A 20,549-nucleotide genomic window follows, 5' to 3' on the forward strand; every position below is an offset into this window, starting at 1 on the left:
CAAAGAATTTGGTGAAAGGGTATCCGTAGATTAAATAGACAGTTTGTCGCATTATGCTGATGGTGAGAATTAGACATGATGTCTAAGATGATGGTAGTCAATCCTACGGTAAGGAGTCACGATGAGCGATCCGAACATGAACGGGCAGCACGGCGGCGATAACGGCAATGCGAACGGTCAGCCGGAATATGGTGCATACGCGCCGCAAGGCCAATCGAGCGGACAATATCAGTCCAACAATCAGAGCGGCAATCCCTACGCCAACGGTCAGCCCTACGGTCAGCCGTTCGCCTACCAGCCATATGGCGGCCAGCCCGGAGCGCAAGGTCAACCCGGCAGTTGGCAACCGGTCAACGCGTTCAAGCTGATCGAGGAGATGCTACCGCAGCAGGCGAAAAACGCGGTGCGCGGACTGTACGGCATCGTCGGCGCGGCGGCCGTGATCCTCGGCCTCGCGTTGCTCATCTGGCCGGGCAAGACGCTGACGGTCTTCGCCGTGGCGCTCGGCATTTACTTCGTCGTCTCAGGCGTGATCCGTATCGTCAGCGCCCTGGTGACCATCGGACTGCCGGGCGGATGGCGCGTCCTCGACGTGCTCGTCGGTATCCTGCTCGCGTTCGGCGGAGTGGTCATGCTCAAGAACGCGGCGTTGTCCGGCACATCGCTTGCGATCTTCGTGACGCTGATCGTCGGTTTCGGTTGGATCATGGAAGGCGTCATGGCGCTCGCCGAATCGTGGCGACTGCCGAAATCCGGCTGGGCGGTGTGCTATGCGATCATCTCGATCATCGCTGGCGTCGTGCTGCTGTTCTCGCCGGTCAGCTCGATGATGTTCCTCATCATCTTCGGCGGCTGCGCGCTGATCGTCATGGGCGTCTCCGCCATCGTGCGTGCGTTCACCTTCGGCAAGCCGCGCAAATAATACGGACGAAACCGCAAGTAGCGCGGTCTGAGTAGGCTGGGCGGCATGATCGAACTGAAAACACCCAAGGAAATCGAAGAGATGAAGCCCGCCGGCCGTTTCGTCGGCGGCATCCTCAAGGAACTGCAGGAATTTACCAAGGTCGGCACCAACCTGCTTGAGATCGACGAGTTCGTCCACAAGAAGATCGTCGATCGCAAGGGCGCCGAATCCTGCTACGTCGATTACGCGCCCGACTTCGGCACCGGCCCGTTCGCGCACTACATCTGCACGTCCGTCAACGACGCGGTGCTGCACGGCGTACCGTACGATTACAGCCTCAAGGATGGCGACCTGCTCAGCCTCGACCTCGCGATCAGCGTGGACGGTTGGGTGGCCGACTCCGCGATCAGCTTCGTGGTCGGCAAGGACAAGGATCCGGAGGATCTGCGACTCATCAAGTGCACTGAAGAGGCGCTTGCCGCGGCCATCGACGTGGCCCGTCCGGGCAACCGCCTCGGCGACATCTCCAACACGATCGGAGACGTCGCGCGCACGTACGGCTACCCGATCAACCTCGAGTTCGGCGGCCACGGCGTCGGCCATATCATGCACGGCGATCCGCATGTGCCGAACGATGGCAAGGCCCATCATGGCTACCGTCTGCGTTCCGGCCTGGTGATCGCGATCGAACCGTGGTTCCTCAAGACCACCGACGAGATCTACCAGGATCCGAAGGATGGATGGACACTACGCTCCGAAGACGGTTCGCGTGGTGCGCATAGCGAGCACACCATCGCCATCACCGACGACGGCCCGATCATCTTCACCGATCGCACGAACCTGTGACATCAGTGAAGGCGAGCATATGAATGTGCCCTTCACCTTCCGGATGGGAGGTGAAGGGCACATTCATATCCGATTCCCATGCGTGACGGGAGAACCGGGCGTTAGCGTGTGAGTTTACGGTGCAGACGGTGCGGACGGGCGGCGTCCTCGCCGAGGCGGGCGACGCGGTTCTCCTGATACGCCTGGAAATTGCCCTCGAACCAGTACCACTTGGCCGGGTTCTCATCGTCGCCTTCCCACGCGAGGATGTGCGTGGCGACGCGGTCGAGGAACCAACGGTCGTGGGAGATGACCACGGCGCAGCCCGGGAAGCCGAGCAACGCGTTCTCGAGCGATTCCAGCGTCTCGACGTCCAAGTCGTTCGTGGGCTCGTCGAGCAGCAGCAGGTTGCCGCCCTGCTTCAAGGTCAGGGCGAGGTTCAGACGGTTGCGCTCGCCGCCGGAGAGCACGCCCGTGAGCTTCTGCTGATCGGAACCCTTGAAGCCGAAGCTGGCCACATAGGCGCGGGTCGGCACTTCGGTGCCCGCCACGTCGATGAAATCGAGGCCGCCGGAGACTGCCTCCCACAGGTTCTTGTTCGGGTCGAGGCCCTCGCGGTTCTGGTCGACGTAGCTGATCTTCACCGTATCGCCGATCTTCAGCTCGCCGGAAGTCAGCGGCTCCAAGCCGACGATCGTCTTGAACAGCGTGGACTTGCCGACGCCGTTCGGACCGATCACGCCGACGATGCCGTTGCGCGGCAGCGTGAACGACAGGTCGTCGATGAGCACGCGGTCGCCGAACGCCTTGTGGATGTGCTTCGCCTCAAGCACCACCGAACCCAGACGCGGGCCGGCCGGGATCTGGATCTCGGAGAAGTCGAGCTTCTTGTTGTTGCGCGCCTCCTGCTCCATCTGGTCGTAGCGCTCCAGACGGGCCTTGTTCTTGGCCTGGCGGGCCTTCGGCGAGGAACGCACCCAGTCAAGCTCGTCCTTGAGGCGCTTGGCGAGCTTCGCGTCCTTCGCGCCCTGGATCTCCATACGCTTGGCCTTCGTCTCCAGATACGTGGAGTAGTTGCCCTTGTACGGGTACAGGTGGCCGCGGTCGACCTCGCAGATCCATTCGGCCACGTTGTCCATGAAGTAACGGTCGTGGGTGACGGCGATGACCGCGCCCTTGTACTGGTGCAGGAACTTCTCCAGCCACAGGATGGACTCGGCGTCGAGGTGGTTGGTGGGCTCGTCGAGCAGCAGCAGATCCGGGGCCTCGAGCAGCAGCTTGCACAGGGCCACGCGGCGGCGCTCGCCGCCGGAGCACACCTTGACCGGAGTGTCCGGGTCGGGGCACTGCAGCGCGTCCATCGCCTGATCGAGCTGCGAGTCGAGGTCCCAGCCGTTCGCGGCGTCGATCTCGGTCTGCAGCTTGCCCATCTCGTCCATGAGCGCGTCGAAGTCGGCGTCCGGGTTTGCCATCTCTTCGCCGATCTGGTTGAAGCGGGCCACCTTTTCAGCGATCGAGCCGAACGCCATCTTGATGTTCTCGCCCACGGTCTTCGTATCGTCCAGCGGCGGCTCCTGCTGCAGGATGCCGACCGTGAAGCCCGGAGTCAGATACGCCTCACCGTTCGACACGGTCTCGAGGCCGGCCATGATCTTCAGGAGCGTGGACTTGCCCATGCCGTTCGGACCGACCACGCCGATCTTTGCGCCGGGCAGGAAGCTCAGCGTCACGTCGTCGAGGATCACGCGCTCGCCGAATGCCTTACGTGCCTTGATCATCTGGTAGATGAATTCTGCCATCTGTGCAGTTTCTCCTTACATGAAGGTTGGAATTCCGCCGTTTCTTTGGTTTGTGCATGTCGGCCGCCCCGTGCGGCGCATCGTGTGGCGTTTGTCCGCATAGCGGTCGAATCCGTGCCAAACCACCGCCCACCATGGTATCGGAAGGGCTGGAATGGCGGTACTCGGCGGGGTGTGCCATGTATTTTCCAATGTTTGCATAACATGTACGAATAATATCCGAATTGAGGCATTGTTTGTACGTTTCGGCGTAATTGTGGGTAGTGCATGGCGAGTAATTGTTTTATTTGATCAATAATTGTATTATTGATGTCATAATATCGAGTGGTGGTTGGAGATATGCGATGACTAAGGACGAATTAGAACAGATACTGCGTGGTGGGGAGTCGTCGACGGTCGAGTTCAAACGATGCAGTGACGTACCTCATACGGATACGTTTGAGACGGTGTGTTCATTCTCCAATCGCATGGGCGGCGATATCTATCTTGGGGTGAACGACGACGGTTCCGTCGTGGGCATTGATGCCAAACGAGCCGTGGAAATAGAGCGTAACGTGGCGAATGTCACCAGCAACAGAAAACTGTTCGCCCCTGCGCCGACAGTGGAAACCGAGCGCATTCTGTACGGCGATCGCGTGGTGATTCGAATATGGGTTGCGTCCGGTTCTTCGGTGGTCCGATACAAAGGCGTGGTGTACGATCGCGTCGCGGATACCGATGTTCGCATCGACGGCGACATGCAGATCAGTCAAATGTACATTCGCAAACAGAACTATTATTCCGAACGACGCATCTATCGATACGTCACCCCGTTTGATTTGCGGGCCGATCTCATTACAAGGATGCGTGAGATGGCGGTTGCCCAGCGTGCCGGCCATCCGTGGGGAACCATGTCGGATGAGGAACTGTTCCGTAGCGCCAAACTGTATGATCGCGATTATACGACCGGTGAGGAGGGTTTCAATCTTGCCGCCGTATTGTTGTTGGGCAAGGATGACGTGATCTCCTCGATCTGCCCGGCATATGTTACCGACGCGATCGTTCGACGAGAGGATACCGACCGTTACGATGATCGGCTGATGGTTCGTACGAATCTATTCGATGCCTATGATCGGTTGACTGAATTCGTGCGGAAACAGCTGCCGGATCGTTTTGCGTTGGACGGTGACAAGCGCACCAGCCCGCGCGAGGTCATATCCCGTGAGCTGGTTGCCAACAGCCTCATGCACCGGGAATATTCGAGCCCTATCGTGGCGCGGATCATTATGGATTCCTCTTCGATTCGTACGATCAACGCGTCACGATCCTTTTTCGAAGGACGCATGCGGCTGGGTGAATTCACGCCGATGCCAAAGAACCCGATCATCGCTGACGTATTCGTCCAAACCGGTATCGCGGAAAAGCTCGGCAGCGGACTTCGCAGTCTGATGAAGGCTTCGGAGCTGTATACCGGTCGGGAACCGGAATTCTCGGATGGCGATGTGTTTACCGCAATGATTCCGGTGACCCGCGTATCCGAATCATCCGATGAGCGCCGGAATGAATCTTACGCCGGCGTTACCGATGAAAACCACGCTGCTGATGCAGTGAAAGGTGAGGGGATGGATGATCTCGCTGCTGCGGCACGGTATGGTGCGGTATATCCCGAATTTGCAATATACCAATCGCTTCGTGAACATCTTGATGCGGTGGGATCGGTGACGGTGCCGCAGATCGTCAAGGATACCGGCGTGGATGCGCGGACCATACGCAAACGCTTGCAGGGTTTGGTGGATAACGGACAGCTGAAGATCGAAGGTAAGACCCGAGGGCGGCGATATGTTGCGGTTAAGCAAGACCGATGATCCATATGATGCGGCCGGCTGTGCGGCGGGATGCCGTGTGATGACGGAGCCGGCCGGCCGCATTACGCATGATCGGTCTTAACTTGGCCCGGTGTCAGCAGCGGTCGAAGGAGAAGCGGGCGATGGCGTCGAGGGCTTGCTGGCTTTCGTCGAGCCAGGTCATGCCGATGGGGTAGACGTGGCCGAGCGTTTCATGACGGCCGACCTTGCGGTCGGACAGTTCGAAATCGGCGCCCTTGCGTGACATTGCGGTCGCCAGCGCCAGCGCGTCTGCCTCGAGGAAATCGTCGCTGGACGTGAGGATAAACAGCGGCGGCAGATCGACGCTGCTCACGATGCCTTCAGCCGTCAAATACGTCGGATCAGCGGAGTCAAGTCCAGCGAAGAACTCCTCGCCAAGCATCTGCTCGAGCGTGAATCGTTTGGACGGGTCGTAGTCGAGTCGGGACATGCCGCCGGTACGCTCGGCTGCTGCGGGGGATGCCAGCGAATACACGCCGCATATCAGGGCGCCACCCGAGAACCGCAGACCGGATGCCTGTTCGATGCCGAACGCATGCGCCGCACCGGCACTGTTTTCGATGGCGAGCGTCAGCAAGGCGAGTGCGCCGCCAGCCGAATCGCCGGTGAGAAACACCGCGTCCGGATTGACCGGATATTCGATCAGATGGGTGCGCAGCCAGCGCAGCGCGGCCTGCACATCGGCCAGCTGCCCCTTGAGATCGGTCTGCGGGGCGGGGCGATAGTTGAGCGAGACCACCGCGAACCCGCGTGAGGCCAGATGCGTGTTGAAGTTGCGGTTGAGCTCCTTGTACCCGTAGGTGAACCCGCCGCCGTGGATGTCGATGTAGACGGGCGTGGCGTGTCCGCCGCGCACCGTGGCCTCGTGCGGCAGGTAGATGTCGAGCAGGTGGCCGCGGCACTGACCGGCCGCACGGTCGGTGCCGCCGTCCGGCAGATACGCGATGTCAGTGATCGCATCCACGCTGTCGGGATCGTGCCAGTATTCAGATCGTGGCAGATCGAACAGGGCGGTCTGATAGCGGTTCATGCGGAAACGTTGCGCTTGTTCGGCGGACAGGTCGGCAAGATCGCCGTCGATCTCGGTCCAGTAAGCGAACCGCTCGGCGAGCTGTGGATCAAAGACCGGTTCGGATGGAACGTAAGTCTCTGGTTCGGCTTCATTGCTGGATTGATTGGTGATGACCGCCATTGTCGTCTCCTGTGTCGGGAATGAATCGGTTCCTATGATAGGGGGAGATTCGAAGGAATGACAGGACGGTAGTCGCTTGTCTGAGATGGCGAAGGAGAAAGACCGCTGAAGATACAAAAAAGCCCCGGGACGAATCCCGGGGCTTTGAGAAATTCAGATCAGCCTAAGCTGAATGAATTCAGCGAGCGTTGGTCTTGCGCACAGCGAAGACGGCCACGCCAGCGGCAGCGAGCAGAGCAACGGCAACCGCGTACGGAGCAACGGCAGCGCCGGTGTCAGCGGTCTTCGGGGTCTCGGTGGTGGCAACAGGCTGCTTGGCGGCCGGAGCGGTCACAGAAGCGGTGTAGGTCTTGCCGGAGTCCTTGCCCTTGACGGTGTAGGTGGCAGTGTAGCCCTTGGCCAGAGCAGCGTCAGTCAGGGTCAGGGTGATGGTAGCAGAACCATCAGCGTGAGCCTTGCCGGTGTAAGTCTTGTTCGCAGCGAAAGTAACGTTGGAGACGTAGGTGTCATCCACGGTGATCTCCAGAGTCTCGTTCGGGGCGAAAGTGCCAGCCGGAGCGGACAGGGTGACGGTGTTGCCGGAGATGGAGCCAGTCAGGCCGTACTCGTCAGCCAGAGCGGCGTTGGAAGCGAAGCCGAAACCAAACACAGCGGCGATAGCGGCGAGGAGCGCCACGATCTTCTTCTTCATAATAAAACCTCCACAAATCAGTTTGCAGTCCAGACATCAAGTCCGGACTTATGTCTTTTCCTGATGTCTGAAAAGCACTATACTCCCCCCGTCGATCTTCGCAAGACCCCACTTCGGGGGTAAGTGACATCGAGATCACATCATGTGCGAACCCCGTCACATCACGTGATGTCGATGTCACACGTCGACAAAATGTCAATATCGACCGAATCGGCAGGATGAAGCCGTTTCTCAATGAACACCACGTAAAATCGCGATTTTTTCGGCGCGACACGCCCGAACCGCACAATATGTGACATCATTGCCGCACGATGTGCGATTCATCGCACATGATTGTGCGACCGCTCATGCCGAACGGTCGCACGGATACATGACGAATATGATAGGCGGGCCTGTCTCGCCTCTGCGCGCATCAGACCCGCCGCGTCCTACTCTTCGTCGTCGAAGCTGAACAGATCCTCCACCGTGGTGTCGAAGATCTTCGCGATGTCCATCGCCAGACGCAGCGACGGGCAGTACTGTCCCTGTTCCAGCCGTCCGATCGTCTCTCGGCGCACGTTCACCATGTCGGCCAGCTCGGACTGCTTCATGCCGCGTTCCATGCGGCGCAACTTGAGATTAGTCTTCATCGTCACCGCCAATGTTCCCGTCGTGTTCGAGCCACAGATAGCGCGCGTCGGCCACGGCCAGCGCCAGCATGGCCAGCGTCGGCAGCACCATCGGCCCGACCTCGATCGGTATGCGCGTGATCAGCGTGTACAGCATGCCCGCAAACCCGATAATCGTCAGCACGATCACCAGTGTCAGCAGCGCGAACCGGTAGGCGGAGTATTGGTGTATGTCGCTGAGCTCATCCGTGCGCGGGTTGTCGCGGTTGAAGATCATCACGGTCCAGATCTCGCCGATGATCCACACCAGCGCGATCACGCCGGTGATGATGATGCCGTTGAGGTTGTCGTTGCGGTAGACCTGCGTCAGGCATGCGATGGCGCCGATGAGCTCGGTGATCATGCGGAACGCGATGTATCGATTGAACGTCATGTCGACCTCCGTCGGATGAATGCGTGATTTCCTAACCTAGCACGAAATAGGGGGTTGCGCCGTGCGATTGAACCCATATGCGGGCATTGTGCCGGGGTGCCGGGGGCAGGGCGGCGAACGAGCGGCGCGGTTGCGGGGGCGGCGTGGGCATGGGATGGGGCGAGCGGACGGTGGACAGACGACGAGGGCGTCTCCCCGTCATGCGGAAAGACGCCCTCGTGATGTTGGTGTGATGCCGGATCAGTACCAGTGGTTCGCGGTCCAGAACGCGTACGCGCCCTGAATGGAACCGTATCGGCTGGTGCAGTAGCCCCAGAACCACTTGAGCTGCGTCTGGTAGTTGGTTGCCCAGTCGGCGCCCGCGGAGGCCATCTTGCTGCCCGGCAGCGCCTGCGCGAGGCCGTACGCGCCCGAGCTGCCGTTCGTCGCGTTGACGCGCCAGCCGGACTCGTGGTTGATGATGTAGGCGGTGGCGGTGAAATCAGCCTCGGAATAGCCGTTGGCCAGCAGATAGTCATGCGCCCACTGCTGCATGTCACCGACCGGCGTGGTCGTGCCGATGTCGCTCGAGGTCGCCGTCGAGTTGGACGTCTCAGTCTTTTCCGCGGTACCGACGAGGATCACCTTGTCGACCGGGGCCTTCTTGACATACGAGGTGAACACGTTGGAGGAGATGATCTGGTCTCCGGAACGCGTGACCAGGCTCGTGGTCTCCATCACGCCTTCCTGGCCTTCCGTCTCCACCTTCTCGGTGCCCTTCGGCAGGTCAGCGGTTTCCTTGCGCACTTCGTTGAACGCGATCGGCTCGTCCTTCGTTTCGACCTGGGTGCCGGCGCGCTCGATCGTGATCACCGTGGATTCGCTCACGGGGTCGGTCAGCGCGGGGGAGACTTTGTCGTTCGGCTCGAGCGTGATGTCGCCCGCGTCGAGGACGGACTTGACATCGGTGAAATCGGTGCCGAGCACGGTGCGGGACTGGCCGTTGACCTTCACGGTGACATACGTGGTGTCGGCGTCGGCGCCACGGAGCGCGGTACGGGACTGGCCGCGGGAGACCTCAAGTGCGTTCGGATCGGTCGCGGAGTAGGAGGTCACCTGCTGCGATGCAGTGCTGTGATGCTCCGCCACATAGAAATTGCGGGAAACGACGCCGGCGCCGGCCAACATGCCCACGGCCGCCACAATGGCCCCCAGCTTCGCCCATTGGCGCTTGCTCAGGGACTTCAGAGTAGGCGTGTGCTTGCTGTGATTGGCCAATATTGCTCCTTGACGTTCGGATAATACGTTGCCGTTCGCCTTTCGGCGGTGAACGGCAAAACTGTGCCCTAGTGTAGACCGTCAATGTGACGTCGGAGAACGATGTGACGGTTTTCCTTGAGTTTGCAACGGTTTCGTCAAAACGGTCCACATGCGACACGCAGAAAGTTCATTGATTTGACAAAGATAGTTCGATGATTTAAATTAATACTCGTCAAGCGGTTGCGCGGTCGGTACGGTCCGGCTGGCGAAACCGAACAATGAAGTTATTAAGGAGATCGTCATGGGTCTGTGGGATATCGACAAGATCGAGTACGTCGGCCGCGAAAAGGGACCGCAGGAGGGCCTCGCGTTCCACTACTACGATGCCGACAAGGTTGTCGCCGGCAAGAAGATGAAGGACTGGCTGCGCTTCGGCGTCGCCTGGTGGCACACCTTCAACCAGGAGCTCGTCGATCCGTTCGGCACCGGCACCGCCCACCGTCCGTACTACAAGTACACCGATCCGATGGATCAGGCGCTCGCCAAGGTCGACTACGCCTTCGAGCTGTTCACCAAGCTCGGCGTCGAGTACTTCTGCTTCCACGACCGCGACATCGCCCCGGAAGGCGACACCCTGCGTGAGACCAACGCCAACCTCGACAAGGTCGTCGACAAGATCGAGGAGAACATGAAGGCCACCGGCGTCAAGCTGCTGTGGAACACCTCCTCCCTGTTCACCAACCCGCGCTTCGTGTCCGGCGCCGCCACCTCCCCGTTCGCCGATATCTACGCCTACGCCGGCGGCCAGCTCAAGAAGAGCCTCGAGATCGGCAAGCGCCTCGGCGCCGAGAACTACGTGTTCTGGGGCGGCCGTGAAGGCTATGAGAACCTGTGGAACACCGAGATGAAGCGCGAGACCGACCACATCGCCAAGTTCTTCCACATGTGCGCCGACTACGCCAAGGAGATCGGCTTCGACGCCCAGTTCCTGATCGAGCCGAAGCCGAAGGAGCCGACGCTGCACCAGTACGACTTCGATGCGGCCACCGCCATCGAGTTCCTGCGCAGCCACGACCTGACCGACGTCTTCAAGCTCAACCTCGAGGGCAACCACGCCAACCTGGCCGGCCACACCTACCAGCACGAGATCCGCGTCGCCCGCGAGAACGGCTTCCTCGGCTCGCTCGACGCCAACCAGGGCGACAAGCTCATCGGCTGGGATATGGACGAGTTCCCGACCGACCTGTACGAGACTGTCGCTGTCATGTGGGAAGTCCTGCAGGCCGGCTCCATCGGACCTCACGGTGGCCTGAACTTCGACGCCAAGCCGCGCCGTACCTCCTTCTACGAGGAGGACCTGTTCCGCTCCCACATCGCCGGCATGGACACCTACGCGGCCGGCCTGCTGGTCGCCGACAAGATGAACCGCGACGGCTTCATCCAGGATCTCATGGCCGAGCGTTACAGCTCCTACGACTCCGGCATCGGCGCGACCATCGAGAACGGCACCGCCACCCTGGCTTCCCTCGAGGAGTACGCGATCGACAAGCCGCAGTCCGAGCTCATCGCCGCGACCAAGTCCGATCACCTCGAGTCCGTCAAGGCGACCATCAACAACTACATCGTCGACGCGCTGTCCGAGGCCTGATCCTCGCTCGGCATCCGCTGATGCATGACTGATCGGGACGCCGCCGGTTCCGTCTGGTTCCGGTGACGTCCCGATTGTTCCGCGGTCGGGCCGCTCCTTCCTCGGCTCGGCCGCGATCGTCTATCCGTACATACCTGACCGTTTCCGGACAGCGTCGTCCGGAACCACCACATCTTCGCCGTCCGGTATCCCGGTGCCAATGAGCGCCGACATTGCTCCTCTCGGACGGTTCCGTAACATCATCGTGAGATTGCGTACGATGTCTTGCAACATCCGCGGACTATCGTGTCTCGTAATCGTCCAGAATCCACGAGAAAGGACAAGACCATGATCATCGCTGCGATTACCGCCTTCAGCCTCTCCCTGCTCGGCATCGCGATGCGTGCGCGTCTGCGCCGCGACGGCCAGCTCTGAGCGCCGCGGGGCGTTGTCTTCCTTTTTTACTTGCTGTAGAAGCGCGTTGGGGGACGGTCTTCCGATGATGGAAGATCGTCCCCCAACGCGCTTTGGTATATGTGTTCAGTCGGAGTCCGCGGATTCGCTGAACTTGAGATAGCCGATGAACCGGTAGATCGGGCCGCCGGCATCGGTTCCGCTCTGTATCTGATCGGTGCTGACCATGCCCATCACGTAGTCGGTGCGTCCGTTCGCCGCCGTTCCGGTGCGGCGCAGCATCGCGGTCCAGCGGTCGGACGTGTCCATGCGCAGCCCGTACACGGCGGTCTGGCGGATAGTCATCGGACCGGTCTGTGTCCATGTCTTTGACCCGTCCGGTGCGGTGGCCGTCACATCGGCATCGTTGGGAATCGCAACAACCGATGCTGGTGCATACGTTCGCCGTTCGGTGCCGAGAGCATTGCCGTTGCCGTCCGTGTATCCGCTGACATCCGCCGTGCAGGTCGTGCTCGTGAACCGATTCGCATCGCCGTTTGCCGCTTGCTGCGTACAAGTCCACTGCAGAGTGCCCACTCCGGGCGCGTGGCCGGTCGTGCCGTCGATCGGTAGTTCGTACCACGTCTTGCGCAGTACGGTTGCCGGCTGCGTGACTTCGTCGCCTGTCTGGGCCTGGCTGTTTGCGCCGGAGGTGTCGCCGCTCGGCGATTGCGCGGCGATTAGTGCGCTGACATCGTTCTCATCGAACCGTTCGACATAGTCGTCGCCGGCCAGCCGATCGAACGTGGCAACCGGCGCGATCACCAGATCGGCGGTGTTGTCGCGGCGCAGTCTGCGCAACGATTCGTGCAGACGGTCCTTGTCGGTGCCGTCCAGCGTCGTCACCGTCACGTCACGCTCGCGCAACTTGGCCGCGGCGGTGAAATCCTTTGCAAGATCGGTCATGGCGCTGCCGTACTGACCGGCGTCCACCAGCGTGATGCGCAGCTTCGGCGGTGTCGCCACGGTAAGCCGCGCCAACGATGCGACCATCAGCAACGCGACCAGCACGAACGCCGCAACGATCAGCAACCGTTGGCGTTTCGACCGCGGCCTGCGATTGCGCGGATCGAACATGATCTCATATACGCCCGGCTCGGCCAGCGCGCCGGCGACCTCATGATTCGGGTTCGTAGGGCCAAGAATAACGTCGGACATCGTAATCAACCTCCTTGCAGTGTGTTCGTCATATGAGATGTGACGTGAGATCAGGGCTTGAGATCAGAACTCGAGATAGCGGACGAACGCGTCATTGAGCGTACGGGAGCTGTTGTTCAGTGATTCGTCGGGGAACAGTGTGACCACGTACGCGGAACTGGTGGTGCCAGCGTCGCTTGCGGTGTTCGTGCCGCCGAACGACGCCCATATCGCGGACTTGCGCAGATCCAGGCCCTGCGGCTTGACCGCATACCGTTGCAGCATGCCGTCCTGCTCCCAGACGCACGAGCCGGTGTCCTCGCAGATTGCGCGCACGTCGTCGCCCGGCGGGATCACGCTCGCTGCCGGACGGTATTCCGTGGCTCCGCGTTCCGTCGCGCAGATCGTCGAACCGCGTTCCGCGTCGTATTCGCAGCGCCGTGCCAGATTGTCGTTCGTTGCCGCATCGTCGGCAGGTTCGCCGTCGCTGCACGTGGTGTAATACCAGGCGTCATCCGGCAGAGTCGCGGCGAACGACCGGCTCAGCGGCAGTGTGGCCGTGTCGAGCGTGGACTGTTCGTTCGTAACAACATAGCCGGATAGATCATTGGAACAGGTCTGCTGATCGGTGGTCGAATCAAACAACGACGCCGGCGCGATCAGTGCGCCGCCGCCCTGCTGACGCAGCTTGAGCATGAGATCGACGATGTGCTGCCGATCGGCGTTCGACAGGGTCGTCGCGCCGTCTGTGTCGTGCAGGGATACTTCATCGGACAGATCGTCCACCGTGATCTGATCGTCGGACAGGTCGGCGGCGGATACCAGTCCCTCGCGCAGCCGCTGTGCCCGTGAGACCGCCGATTCGTCGCCGAGCACCAGAATCGTGTACTGCAGCCGGTGCGCTCGGCTGACACCGTATGCGATGCCGGCGGCTAGTGCGATGATGACCAGTGCGACGACCGCGACGATCATGCGAGACGCGCGAGTGCGCGACGATGCGCTGCTTGGTGTGCCGGTGCTTGATGTGCCGCTGCCCGGCGTGCGGGAATATATGGTGCCCATGATGCCCTCCTTACCGGGGTGTGATGTGGCGAAGCGTGCGCTTCGGCCCGGCGGTATCGCCGGATGATCCCAGTGTGCGGCAACGTGGTTGATTCCCCAATCTCGCGTCGTGCGATTCACGACAAGGGGCGGCGGAAGATGCTTGTGTGTTTTTATTGCGCGGTCATATAGGGAATGATCGCCTCGCAATGCCAGGCGTTACCGTCCGCGGTGACAGTCAACGTGCCTCCCAGCCGCTCGATCTGCGCGCGGCGGCGAGCGAGTCCGGTGCCGGTGCCGGACTCGCGATGCCGTGTGTTGCTGAGCATGTCACGTACCGCGGCCGTGGCGTGCTCACCGGCGTTTGCATCACTGTCATTGCCGTCGCTGGTCGACTGATCTGCCGCGGTATCGGCACAGGTGACGACGATGTGATCGGCCGTCGCGTTGACCGCCACAATATATGGTCGTGCAGAATCGGCGTATTTGACCACGTTCGCATACAGTTCGCCGATCAATTCCAGCGTCGCGTCCAGCACCGCGCGGCTGATCGCCGGAGGGGCGCTCGCCGGCGTGGGCGGCAGCCCGGCCCCGTCGAATCCGGCCTCCGACAGCTGCTCGTCGTATCGCCGCAGCGAGTCGGCGATTGTATTGATCCACCGGTATCCGGTACTGTCCGGCGATGTGATCGCATCCTCGCGTGTCGTATAGCTGAATATGGTCGGTCTGGTGTCCTCATGCGTGTCGCGTGTCGCACTGATCACGTTTGCGGTACTTGCCGTTTGGGTTGATGATGTCGGGCTTTTTGGTGTGTCTGTGGTTTGCGATGCTGCGAATGTGTCGCCAACGTTGTCGGTCCCGTTCGTACCGGTACTATCGCTGCTCAGCATGCGGATCAGATTGTGGCTGCTCGCGTACGCCTCATCCGCACAGTCGCGCATCCGCCGCAACTCCTTGCCACTGACCGGCTCGTTGGCATCGATATGACGGTCCAACGTCATCAGCAGAAACGCCAGCTTGTTCGAAATCCCGTCATGGATTCCTGTCGCCAACGTTTGCTGCGCACGGTGACGTTCCAGCATCATCCGACTGCGTTCCAACGCGGCTTTTGTGGCCTGTGTACGCCACTGTTCGCGCAACGCGTACCCGGCGACCGTCGCCAGCGCAAACCGGACCGCCGCTTCCGCAACCGTATTCAGCGTGTCGAACGGCACCTCCGATGCCCCGATCGCGCTGACCATACCGTATATATACGTGCCAAACGCAACGGCAAGCAACGGCAGATACCGTCGCGTGCCGTAATATGCGGCGACCGTGGCCGCGAACAGCGCCGCATACTCCAGGTTCGGCGGCATGTACTGATCCGATCCGACAGCCGTCTGCACCAGTGGGCCGACTGACCACAACACGGTGACCAAGCCGGCTCCGAGCGTCGGCAAACCGGGCAGCAGCAGGCACCCGGCCGCCGCGATCATGGTCGTGACCGTCAGCCAGCCGGGATGATCGACGTAACTGACAAACGCGACGATCAACGATCCCAACATCAGATACGCGGCAAACAACGCGCCGAACGCGCCAACCCAGCGGCGGGCGGCGAATCGTTCCGCGCATTGTGCGGCGAACCGTGCGGCCGGCCGGTGGGATACAGCCGGTCGCGGTACGTCGGATGCCGGTTCTTCCACGGAGCCGAGCGTTCCGGGCGGCGGCGCCGACGTGCCTGACTCCTCGCCGCGATGCGCGTTATTGATAAGCGAATGATGGCTGTCTGGTCGGTGACACGATGGTGAAACCGGGCCGGAGTCTGCTGTTCGTGGTGCGGTGTCGGCCGCGTCGTTTGTCGATGTGCGTTGGGACGTGCTGTCGCGGGACGTGTCTGACGGGGAGCTGGTCATCGGGAACTCGTTTCCGGGCTTGACTCGCGCAATCCGTTCGGAGACGGGGACTCGTTGCGCGGCCCGGCCAGCAGTTGGCGTTCGGTGCAGATGCGGATGGCCTGCGGTAGGCTTGCCGCGCCGAGCTTGGTTTTGGCGCGATTGACCAGTGTCTGCACGCTGGACACGGTGATGGACATGTGTGCGGCGACCTGTGCGGTTTTCAGCCCGCTGGCATACAAGGTGAGCGCCTCGCGTTCATGCTCGGACAACGTGGTACCACGCGTGCGCCCGGCGTTGACGCGGGCGAAGGATTCCGCGACAGATTGGAATGTGCGGGATGTGGCCGCTTCCGGACAGCGTTCTTCAGGGATGACTGGTTGGCCGGCGGCTGCTTGGATCAATACCTGTGCAAGCGACTGCGGACTGATGCGCTTGCCGACAAGTCCTTGGGCACCGGCCTCGATCATCGGATCACAATACTGCTCGAGCGGCCGCGATGTGATGCCGACCAAGCCGATCGAACGCGAACGGAGACGGATCTGCGCGCATAGATCAGGACCCTGCATGTCGGTGAGTGACATGTCGACCAGCATGACATCGGGCGTCGTGCGCGGATCAAGAGCCTTTTGGAACGCGACCGCGCCTAGTTCGCTCTGCCAGACGACCTCGAATCTCGGGCCGCATGCTTTGACTTGGGCGGCAAGACCGAACAGGGCATAGGGATCGTTGTCCACGATCGCGACGCGAATGGTTTCACGCGATGTTTCACGGTTGGTCTGATGTTCCGGATCCGCCATGATGCCCCCTGTCTCACTCATCTTCGAGTGTAGGCCGGGTGCCGGCGACATGCCCAATTCCTGTGGCGTCGCACATGACATTCAGGCTCGGAGCCATCGCGTGTGGCGAAAATATCTCGATCGGCAGGCCGGTATCGAAACATTTCCGCCACTGTGCTATGAAACAGCTCTTGGAAACGCCGCCAGCGGAAGACCGATGTATGGCGTTTCCAAGAGCGGGGACGCGGGGATCAGCCGCGGTACTTCGCGTACTGGGCGTAGACCTCAGGGGTCGGCTCGCCGGTGAGCGTGTCCTCGATGGTCAGCTCCCATGCCGGCGGCTCGGCCCCGCCACCCAGCACCCACGCGGCCTGACGCGCCGCGCCGATCGCCACATACTCGTCGGTCTTCGGCAACAGCACGTCCATGCCGAGAATCGACGGCGCATACGCGCGCACCGCAGCCGACTTCGCACCGCCGCCGATGAGCAGAATACGCTTGACATCCACGCCAAGGCCCTTGACCAGCTCGAGGCAGTCACGTTGCGAGCACAGCAGCGCTTCCACGAACGCGCGGGCGATATTCGCCTTCGTCGTGTTCTTCAACGTCATGCCGTGCAGCGTGGCCGTCGCGTCCGGGCGGTTCGGCGTGCGCTCGCCGTCGAAATACGGGATCAAGGTGATGCCCTCGGCGCCCGGCACCGACTGCGCGGCCAGATCGGCCAGCTCGTCATAGCTCACGCCCAGCGCCGCGCGGCCCGCATCGGAGATACGCGAGCCGTTGATCGTGCATGCCAGCGGCAGCCAGTGGCCGGTGCAGTCCGCGAAGCCGGTCACCGATGCGGTCATGTCGTAGGCCGGCGCGGGGGAGATGGCCGCGGCCACGCCCGATGTGCCGAGACTGATCGACACGTCGCCCACACCCATGCTCAGGCCCAGCGACGCCATCGCGTTGTCACCGCCGCCCGGTGCGATGATGCAGCCGCCAGGCACGTTCTTGCCGGCGATCGCGGGATCGGCCACCGCGCCCGTCTCGGTCGGTCCGAGCACGCGCGGCAGCGCCACGTCGTCGCGGCCGAACGCCATCTTGACCAGATCCATACGGTATTCGTTCGCCGCCGAATCGAAATAGCCGGTGCCCGACGCATCCGAACGGTCGGTGAACAGTGCGCCCAGATCGGCACTCTCGCCGTCCGCGACCGGTCCGTGGCCGGCGATGCGCCAGCTCAGCCAGTCGTGCGGCAGACAGACCGCGGCCACGCGAGCCGCGTTTTCCGGCTCGTTCGCCGCGACCCACGCGATCTTCGTGATCGTTAGCGACGCGACCAGCGACGAGCCGACCGCCTTGACCCAGCGCTGGCGGCCGCGCATGACCGGATCGTCGCTCAGCTCATCCTCGGAACCGTCCGGGGCCTTGGCAGCGGCACCCAGTTCGGCGATCAGCTGCTCGGCGTTCGGCGCGGAACGGGTGTCGTTCCACAGCAGCGCGTCGCGCACCACGCGGCCCTGCTGGTCGAGCAGCACCATGCCGTGCTGCTGGCCGCCGACCGCCAGCGCGGCGACGTCATCAAGGCCGCCGGCCTGTGCCGACGCCTCGAGGAACGCGTCCCACCACGCGTTCGGGTCGCAGCTCGTGCCGTCGGGGTGCTTCGCCTGACCGAAACGCACCAGTTCGCCGGTCGCCGCGTCGGTGACGCGCACCTTGGTCGACTGCGTGGACGTATCGACGCCCGCCACCAGAATCTGAGTCATTGTGCCTCCTTGCATTGCGCGAATCATGCTTGCCGGACTGTCGCGAGTGGCGCTCGGTGCCATGCACAGCCAGTAAGTTAGATCATTAAACTATCATGGTCAGTGTATCACGATACCGTGCCGAGCGGCGTGGTGCGTTGCGATGTGGGGGCGGATGTCATGCGAGGTGGTCCCATGCGACAGCGGTGGTGCGGTGTCATGCGGAATGCATGGCGATGCGTGAGCGTTGCGGGGATACGGAAGAGGGAGGGCGATCGGTCTGTGCGGGAGGCGGGACGGCGTCGCGCGGTCGGGCGTTCTGCTACACTGGTCAGGTTGGCTTGCGCGAGTCGCCGGCCATCGTGGGGCCGTAGCTCAGTCGGTTAGAGCATGCGACTCATAATCGCCCGGTCCTCGGTTCAAGCCCGAGCGGCCCCACCGGCAAAGCCCTTGGAAACACAGCGTTCCAAGGGCTTTCGCATGTGCCGGGCTTCGGCCTGCCGTGTGCGATGGCGTATCATGGCAGCGTTTCGTCGTGGCCGGTTGTCTATGTGCGTCCCAAAGTCGATGCGTGCGCGTATACTCCCATAGGTTCCGGTTCACGTCGGCCATAGGGGCGCGACGACCCGGGTCCCCCGAATCCTTAGGAGACACACCATGAAGCAGGGTATCCATCCCGATTATCATGCCGTCGAAGTCCTGTGCTCGTGCGGCAACACCTTCGTCACCCGTTCCACCTACAAGGGCGACCACATGACGGTCGACGTCTGCTCGAACTGCCACCCGTTCTACACCGGCAAGCAGAAGATCATGGACACCGGTGGCCGCGTCGCTCGCTTCGAGCGTCGCTACGGCAAGAAGGCCAACTAGCTTCATCAACGCCAGTCCGTGCGGTCATGGCGTCGCTTCGGCGACCTGATCGCGGACTGGCGTTTTTGTATATCCGTATGTACGGTTTCGCTGACATCGTCGGCAAAACCGTACATACGCCAGCTTGTTGTGTACGGTATTGCAGGTCGCATCTGCAAAACCGTACATATAGCGTTTCCATCCGTACGGTTTTATCGCTGACGCCGGCAAAACCGTACGGATAAGGCGAGCAACTCAGTGTGAACCAGTCATAGACGAAGGAAGTTCCATGGCAGACGAACAATTCCCCGCCGCGCAGACCGCGCTTGAGGAATACCACGATCTCGAAGCGAAGATGGCGGACCCCGAAGTCGTGTCCGACCCCGACAAGATCCGCAAGCTGGGCCGTCGCCACGCCGAGCTTGGCGGCATCGTCAGCGCATACAAGAACTACCTGCAGATCCGCGACGACCTCGAGGCCGCGCGCGAAATGGCCGATGAGGACGAAGACTTCGCCGAGGAAGCCAAGCGACTCGAAGCCGAGCTTCCGGCCGCCGAAGAGAAGCTCAGGACCGCGCTTATCCCGCGCGACCCGGACGACGCACGCGACACGATCATGGAGATCAAGGCCGGCACCGGCGGTGAAGAGGCGGCATTGTTTGCCGGCGACCTGCTGCGCATGTACACGCGATACGCGGAAAAACGCGGCTGGACCGTCACCGTGCAGTCCGAGAACACGACCGAGCTGGGCGGCGTCAAGGACGTGCAGATCGCCATCCGTGCCAAGGGCACGCCCGCGCCGGAAGACGGCGTGTGGGCCTCGCTCAAGTACGAGGGTGGCGTGCACCGCGTCCAGCGCATCCCCGTCACCGAATCGCAGGGCCGCATCCAGACCTCCGCTGCCGGCGTGATCGTCTTCCCCGAAGCCGACGAGGACGACGACGAGATCGAAATCGATCCGAAGGATCTCAAGATCGACATCTTCATGAGCTCCGGCCCTGGCGGTCAGTCGGTCAACACCACGTATTCCGCGGTGCGCATGACCCACATCCCCACCGGCATCGTCGTGAGCATGCAGGACGAGAAGTCGCAGATCCAGAACCGCGCGGCCGCGCTGCGCGTCTTGAAGTCGCGACTGCTCGCCATGAAGCACGAGCAGGAGGCCGCTGAAGCCGCCGATATGCGTCATTCGCAGGTGCGTTCGCTCGACCGTTCTGAGCGTATCCGCACGTACAACTTCCCGGAGAACCGCATCGTCGACCATCGCACGAACTACAAGGCGTACAACCTCGACGCGGTGCTCAACGGCGATCTGCAGGCCGTGATCGACTCGGACATCCAAGCCGACGAAGCCGAGCGGCTCGCGAACCAGAAGTAGTTTTTTTACAGAGCAGCCATGACCGGTCCGTGACGGGATATGTGACGCTCGACACGCTCCGGGCCGCTCGGCCGAGTCTTACGGTCGAGCATCACATATCCCGCCACGGACCTCGTTATGCGGTCATG

The 20,549-nt window shown here is 61.7% G+C and carries 18 protein-coding genes and 1 tRNA gene; 8 read left to right on the forward strand and 11 right to left on the reverse strand.

The genetic code is table 11. From position 1 onward, the window contains the following. The first annotated feature begins 121 nt into the window (after nt 1-121). Nucleotides 122-922 carry an HdeD family acid-resistance protein gene (locus tag KIH76_RS09980; RefSeq protein WP_219070541.1) on the forward strand — a complete coding sequence of 267 codons (801 nt, stop codon included), beginning with the start codon at nt 122-124 and terminating at the stop codon, nt 920-922. 45 nt (nt 923-967) lie between these two features. Next, complete coding sequence (gene map / locus KIH76_RS09985; RefSeq protein ID WP_214373168.1) at nt 968-1,750, forward strand: type I methionyl aminopeptidase; 783 nt, start codon at nt 968-970, stop codon at nt 1,748-1,750. 101 nt (nt 1,751-1,851) lie between these two features. Here map and ettA read toward each other — a convergent pair whose 3' ends face one another. Then, a complete protein-coding gene (gene ettA, locus KIH76_RS09990) occupies nt 1,852-3,528 on the reverse strand; it encodes an energy-dependent translational throttle protein EttA (RefSeq protein ID WP_219070543.1) in 1,677 nt (558 codons plus the stop codon). Nucleotides 3,529-3,872: 344 nt separating this feature from the next. On the opposite strand from ettA, the gene KIH76_RS09995 reads away from it, so the two are divergent. Then, complete coding sequence (locus tag KIH76_RS09995; RefSeq protein WP_214373169.1) at nt 3,873-5,372, forward strand: RNA-binding domain-containing protein; 1,500 nt, start codon at nt 3,873-3,875, stop codon at nt 5,370-5,372. Between the two features lie 94 nt (nt 5,373-5,466). Here KIH76_RS09995 and KIH76_RS10000 read toward each other — a convergent pair whose 3' ends face one another. From KIH76_RS10000 to KIH76_RS10020, 5 genes are all read right to left on the reverse strand, one after another. Then, a complete protein-coding gene (locus KIH76_RS10000; RefSeq protein ID WP_214373170.1) occupies nt 5,467-6,585 on the reverse strand; it encodes an alpha/beta hydrolase in 1,119 nt (372 codons plus the stop codon). 178 nt (nt 6,586-6,763) lie between these two features. After that, complete coding sequence (locus KIH76_RS10005; RefSeq protein WP_214373171.1) at nt 6,764-7,276, reverse strand: hypothetical protein; 513 nt, start codon at nt 7,274-7,276, stop codon at nt 6,764-6,766. Between the two features lie 428 nt (nt 7,277-7,704). Then, complete coding sequence (locus KIH76_RS10010) at nt 7,705-7,905, reverse strand: helix-turn-helix transcriptional regulator (RefSeq protein WP_214373172.1); 201 nt, start codon at nt 7,903-7,905, stop codon at nt 7,705-7,707. Then, nucleotides 7,895-8,317 carry a hypothetical protein gene (locus tag KIH76_RS10015; RefSeq protein ID WP_219070545.1) on the reverse strand — a complete coding sequence of 141 codons (423 nt, stop codon included), beginning with the start codon at nt 8,315-8,317 and terminating at the stop codon, nt 7,895-7,897. Before KIH76_RS10015 ends, KIH76_RS10010 begins: the two co-directional genes overlap by 11 nt. Nucleotides 8,318-8,557: 240 nt before the next feature. Beyond that, nucleotides 8,558-9,574 carry an aggregation-promoting factor C-terminal-like domain-containing protein gene (locus KIH76_RS10020; protein ID WP_214373174.1) on the reverse strand — a complete coding sequence of 339 codons (1,017 nt, stop codon included), beginning with the start codon at nt 9,572-9,574 and terminating at the stop codon, nt 8,558-8,560. Between the two features lie 283 nt (nt 9,575-9,857). On the opposite strand from KIH76_RS10020, the gene xylA reads away from it, so the two are divergent. Then, entirely contained in the window at nt 9,858-11,204 is a 1,347-nt protein-coding gene (gene xylA / locus KIH76_RS10025) for a xylose isomerase (RefSeq protein WP_214373175.1), read from the forward strand. A gap of 285 nt (nt 11,205-11,489) precedes the next feature. Further along, on the forward strand, nt 11,490-11,618 hold the full coding sequence (locus tag KIH76_RS11710) for a hypothetical protein (protein WP_274608037.1): 129 nt from the start codon (nt 11,490-11,492) through the stop codon (nt 11,616-11,618). A gap of 105 nt (nt 11,619-11,723) precedes the next feature. Here the strand turns inward: KIH76_RS11710 and KIH76_RS10030 are convergent, their stop codons facing one another. From KIH76_RS10030 to KIH76_RS10050, 5 genes are all read right to left on the reverse strand, one after another. Next, on the reverse strand, nt 11,724-12,794 hold the full coding sequence (locus KIH76_RS10030) for a hypothetical protein (protein ID WP_214373176.1): 1,071 nt from the start codon (nt 12,792-12,794) through the stop codon (nt 11,724-11,726). Between the two features lie 63 nt (nt 12,795-12,857). Then, entirely contained in the window at nt 12,858-13,835 is a 978-nt protein-coding gene (locus KIH76_RS10035) for a hypothetical protein (protein WP_214373177.1), read from the reverse strand. A 152-nt stretch (nt 13,836-13,987) separates the two neighbouring features. Beyond that, nucleotides 13,988-15,496: a sensor histidine kinase gene (locus KIH76_RS10040; protein WP_219070547.1), complete on the reverse strand. Its 1,509-nt coding sequence runs from the start codon at nt 15,494-15,496 to the stop codon at nt 13,988-13,990. Nucleotides 15,497-15,702: 206 nt separating this feature from the next. Continuing rightward, nucleotides 15,703-16,485, reverse strand: coding sequence for a response regulator transcription factor (locus tag KIH76_RS10045; RefSeq protein WP_219070549.1), 783 nt, complete (start codon nt 16,483-16,485; stop codon nt 15,703-15,705). Nucleotides 16,486-16,715: 230 nt separating this feature from the next. After that, entirely contained in the window at nt 16,716-18,215 is a 1,500-nt protein-coding gene (locus tag KIH76_RS10050; RefSeq protein WP_219070551.1) for a xylulokinase, read from the reverse strand. A gap of 343 nt (nt 18,216-18,558) precedes the next feature. Here KIH76_RS10050 and KIH76_RS10055 point away from each other — a divergent pair. From KIH76_RS10055 to prfA, 3 genes are all read left to right on the forward strand, one after another. Further along, nucleotides 18,559-18,632: transfer RNA gene (locus KIH76_RS10055), tRNA-Ile, on the forward strand. Between the two features lie 219 nt (nt 18,633-18,851). Next, nucleotides 18,852-19,064: a 50S ribosomal protein L31 gene (rpmE, locus tag KIH76_RS10060; RefSeq protein ID WP_163231790.1), complete on the forward strand. Its 213-nt coding sequence runs from the start codon at nt 18,852-18,854 to the stop codon at nt 19,062-19,064. A gap of 268 nt (nt 19,065-19,332) precedes the next feature. Then, a complete protein-coding gene (gene prfA / locus KIH76_RS10065; RefSeq protein ID WP_214373181.1) occupies nt 19,333-20,421 on the forward strand; it encodes a peptide chain release factor 1 in 1,089 nt (362 codons plus the stop codon). Nucleotides 20,422-20,549: the final 128 nt, after the last annotated feature.

The sequence above is a fragment of the Bifidobacterium simiiventris genome, assembly GCF_019331715.1.
Lineage (GTDB): Bacteria > Actinomycetota > Actinomycetes > Actinomycetales > Bifidobacteriaceae > Bifidobacterium > Bifidobacterium simiiventris.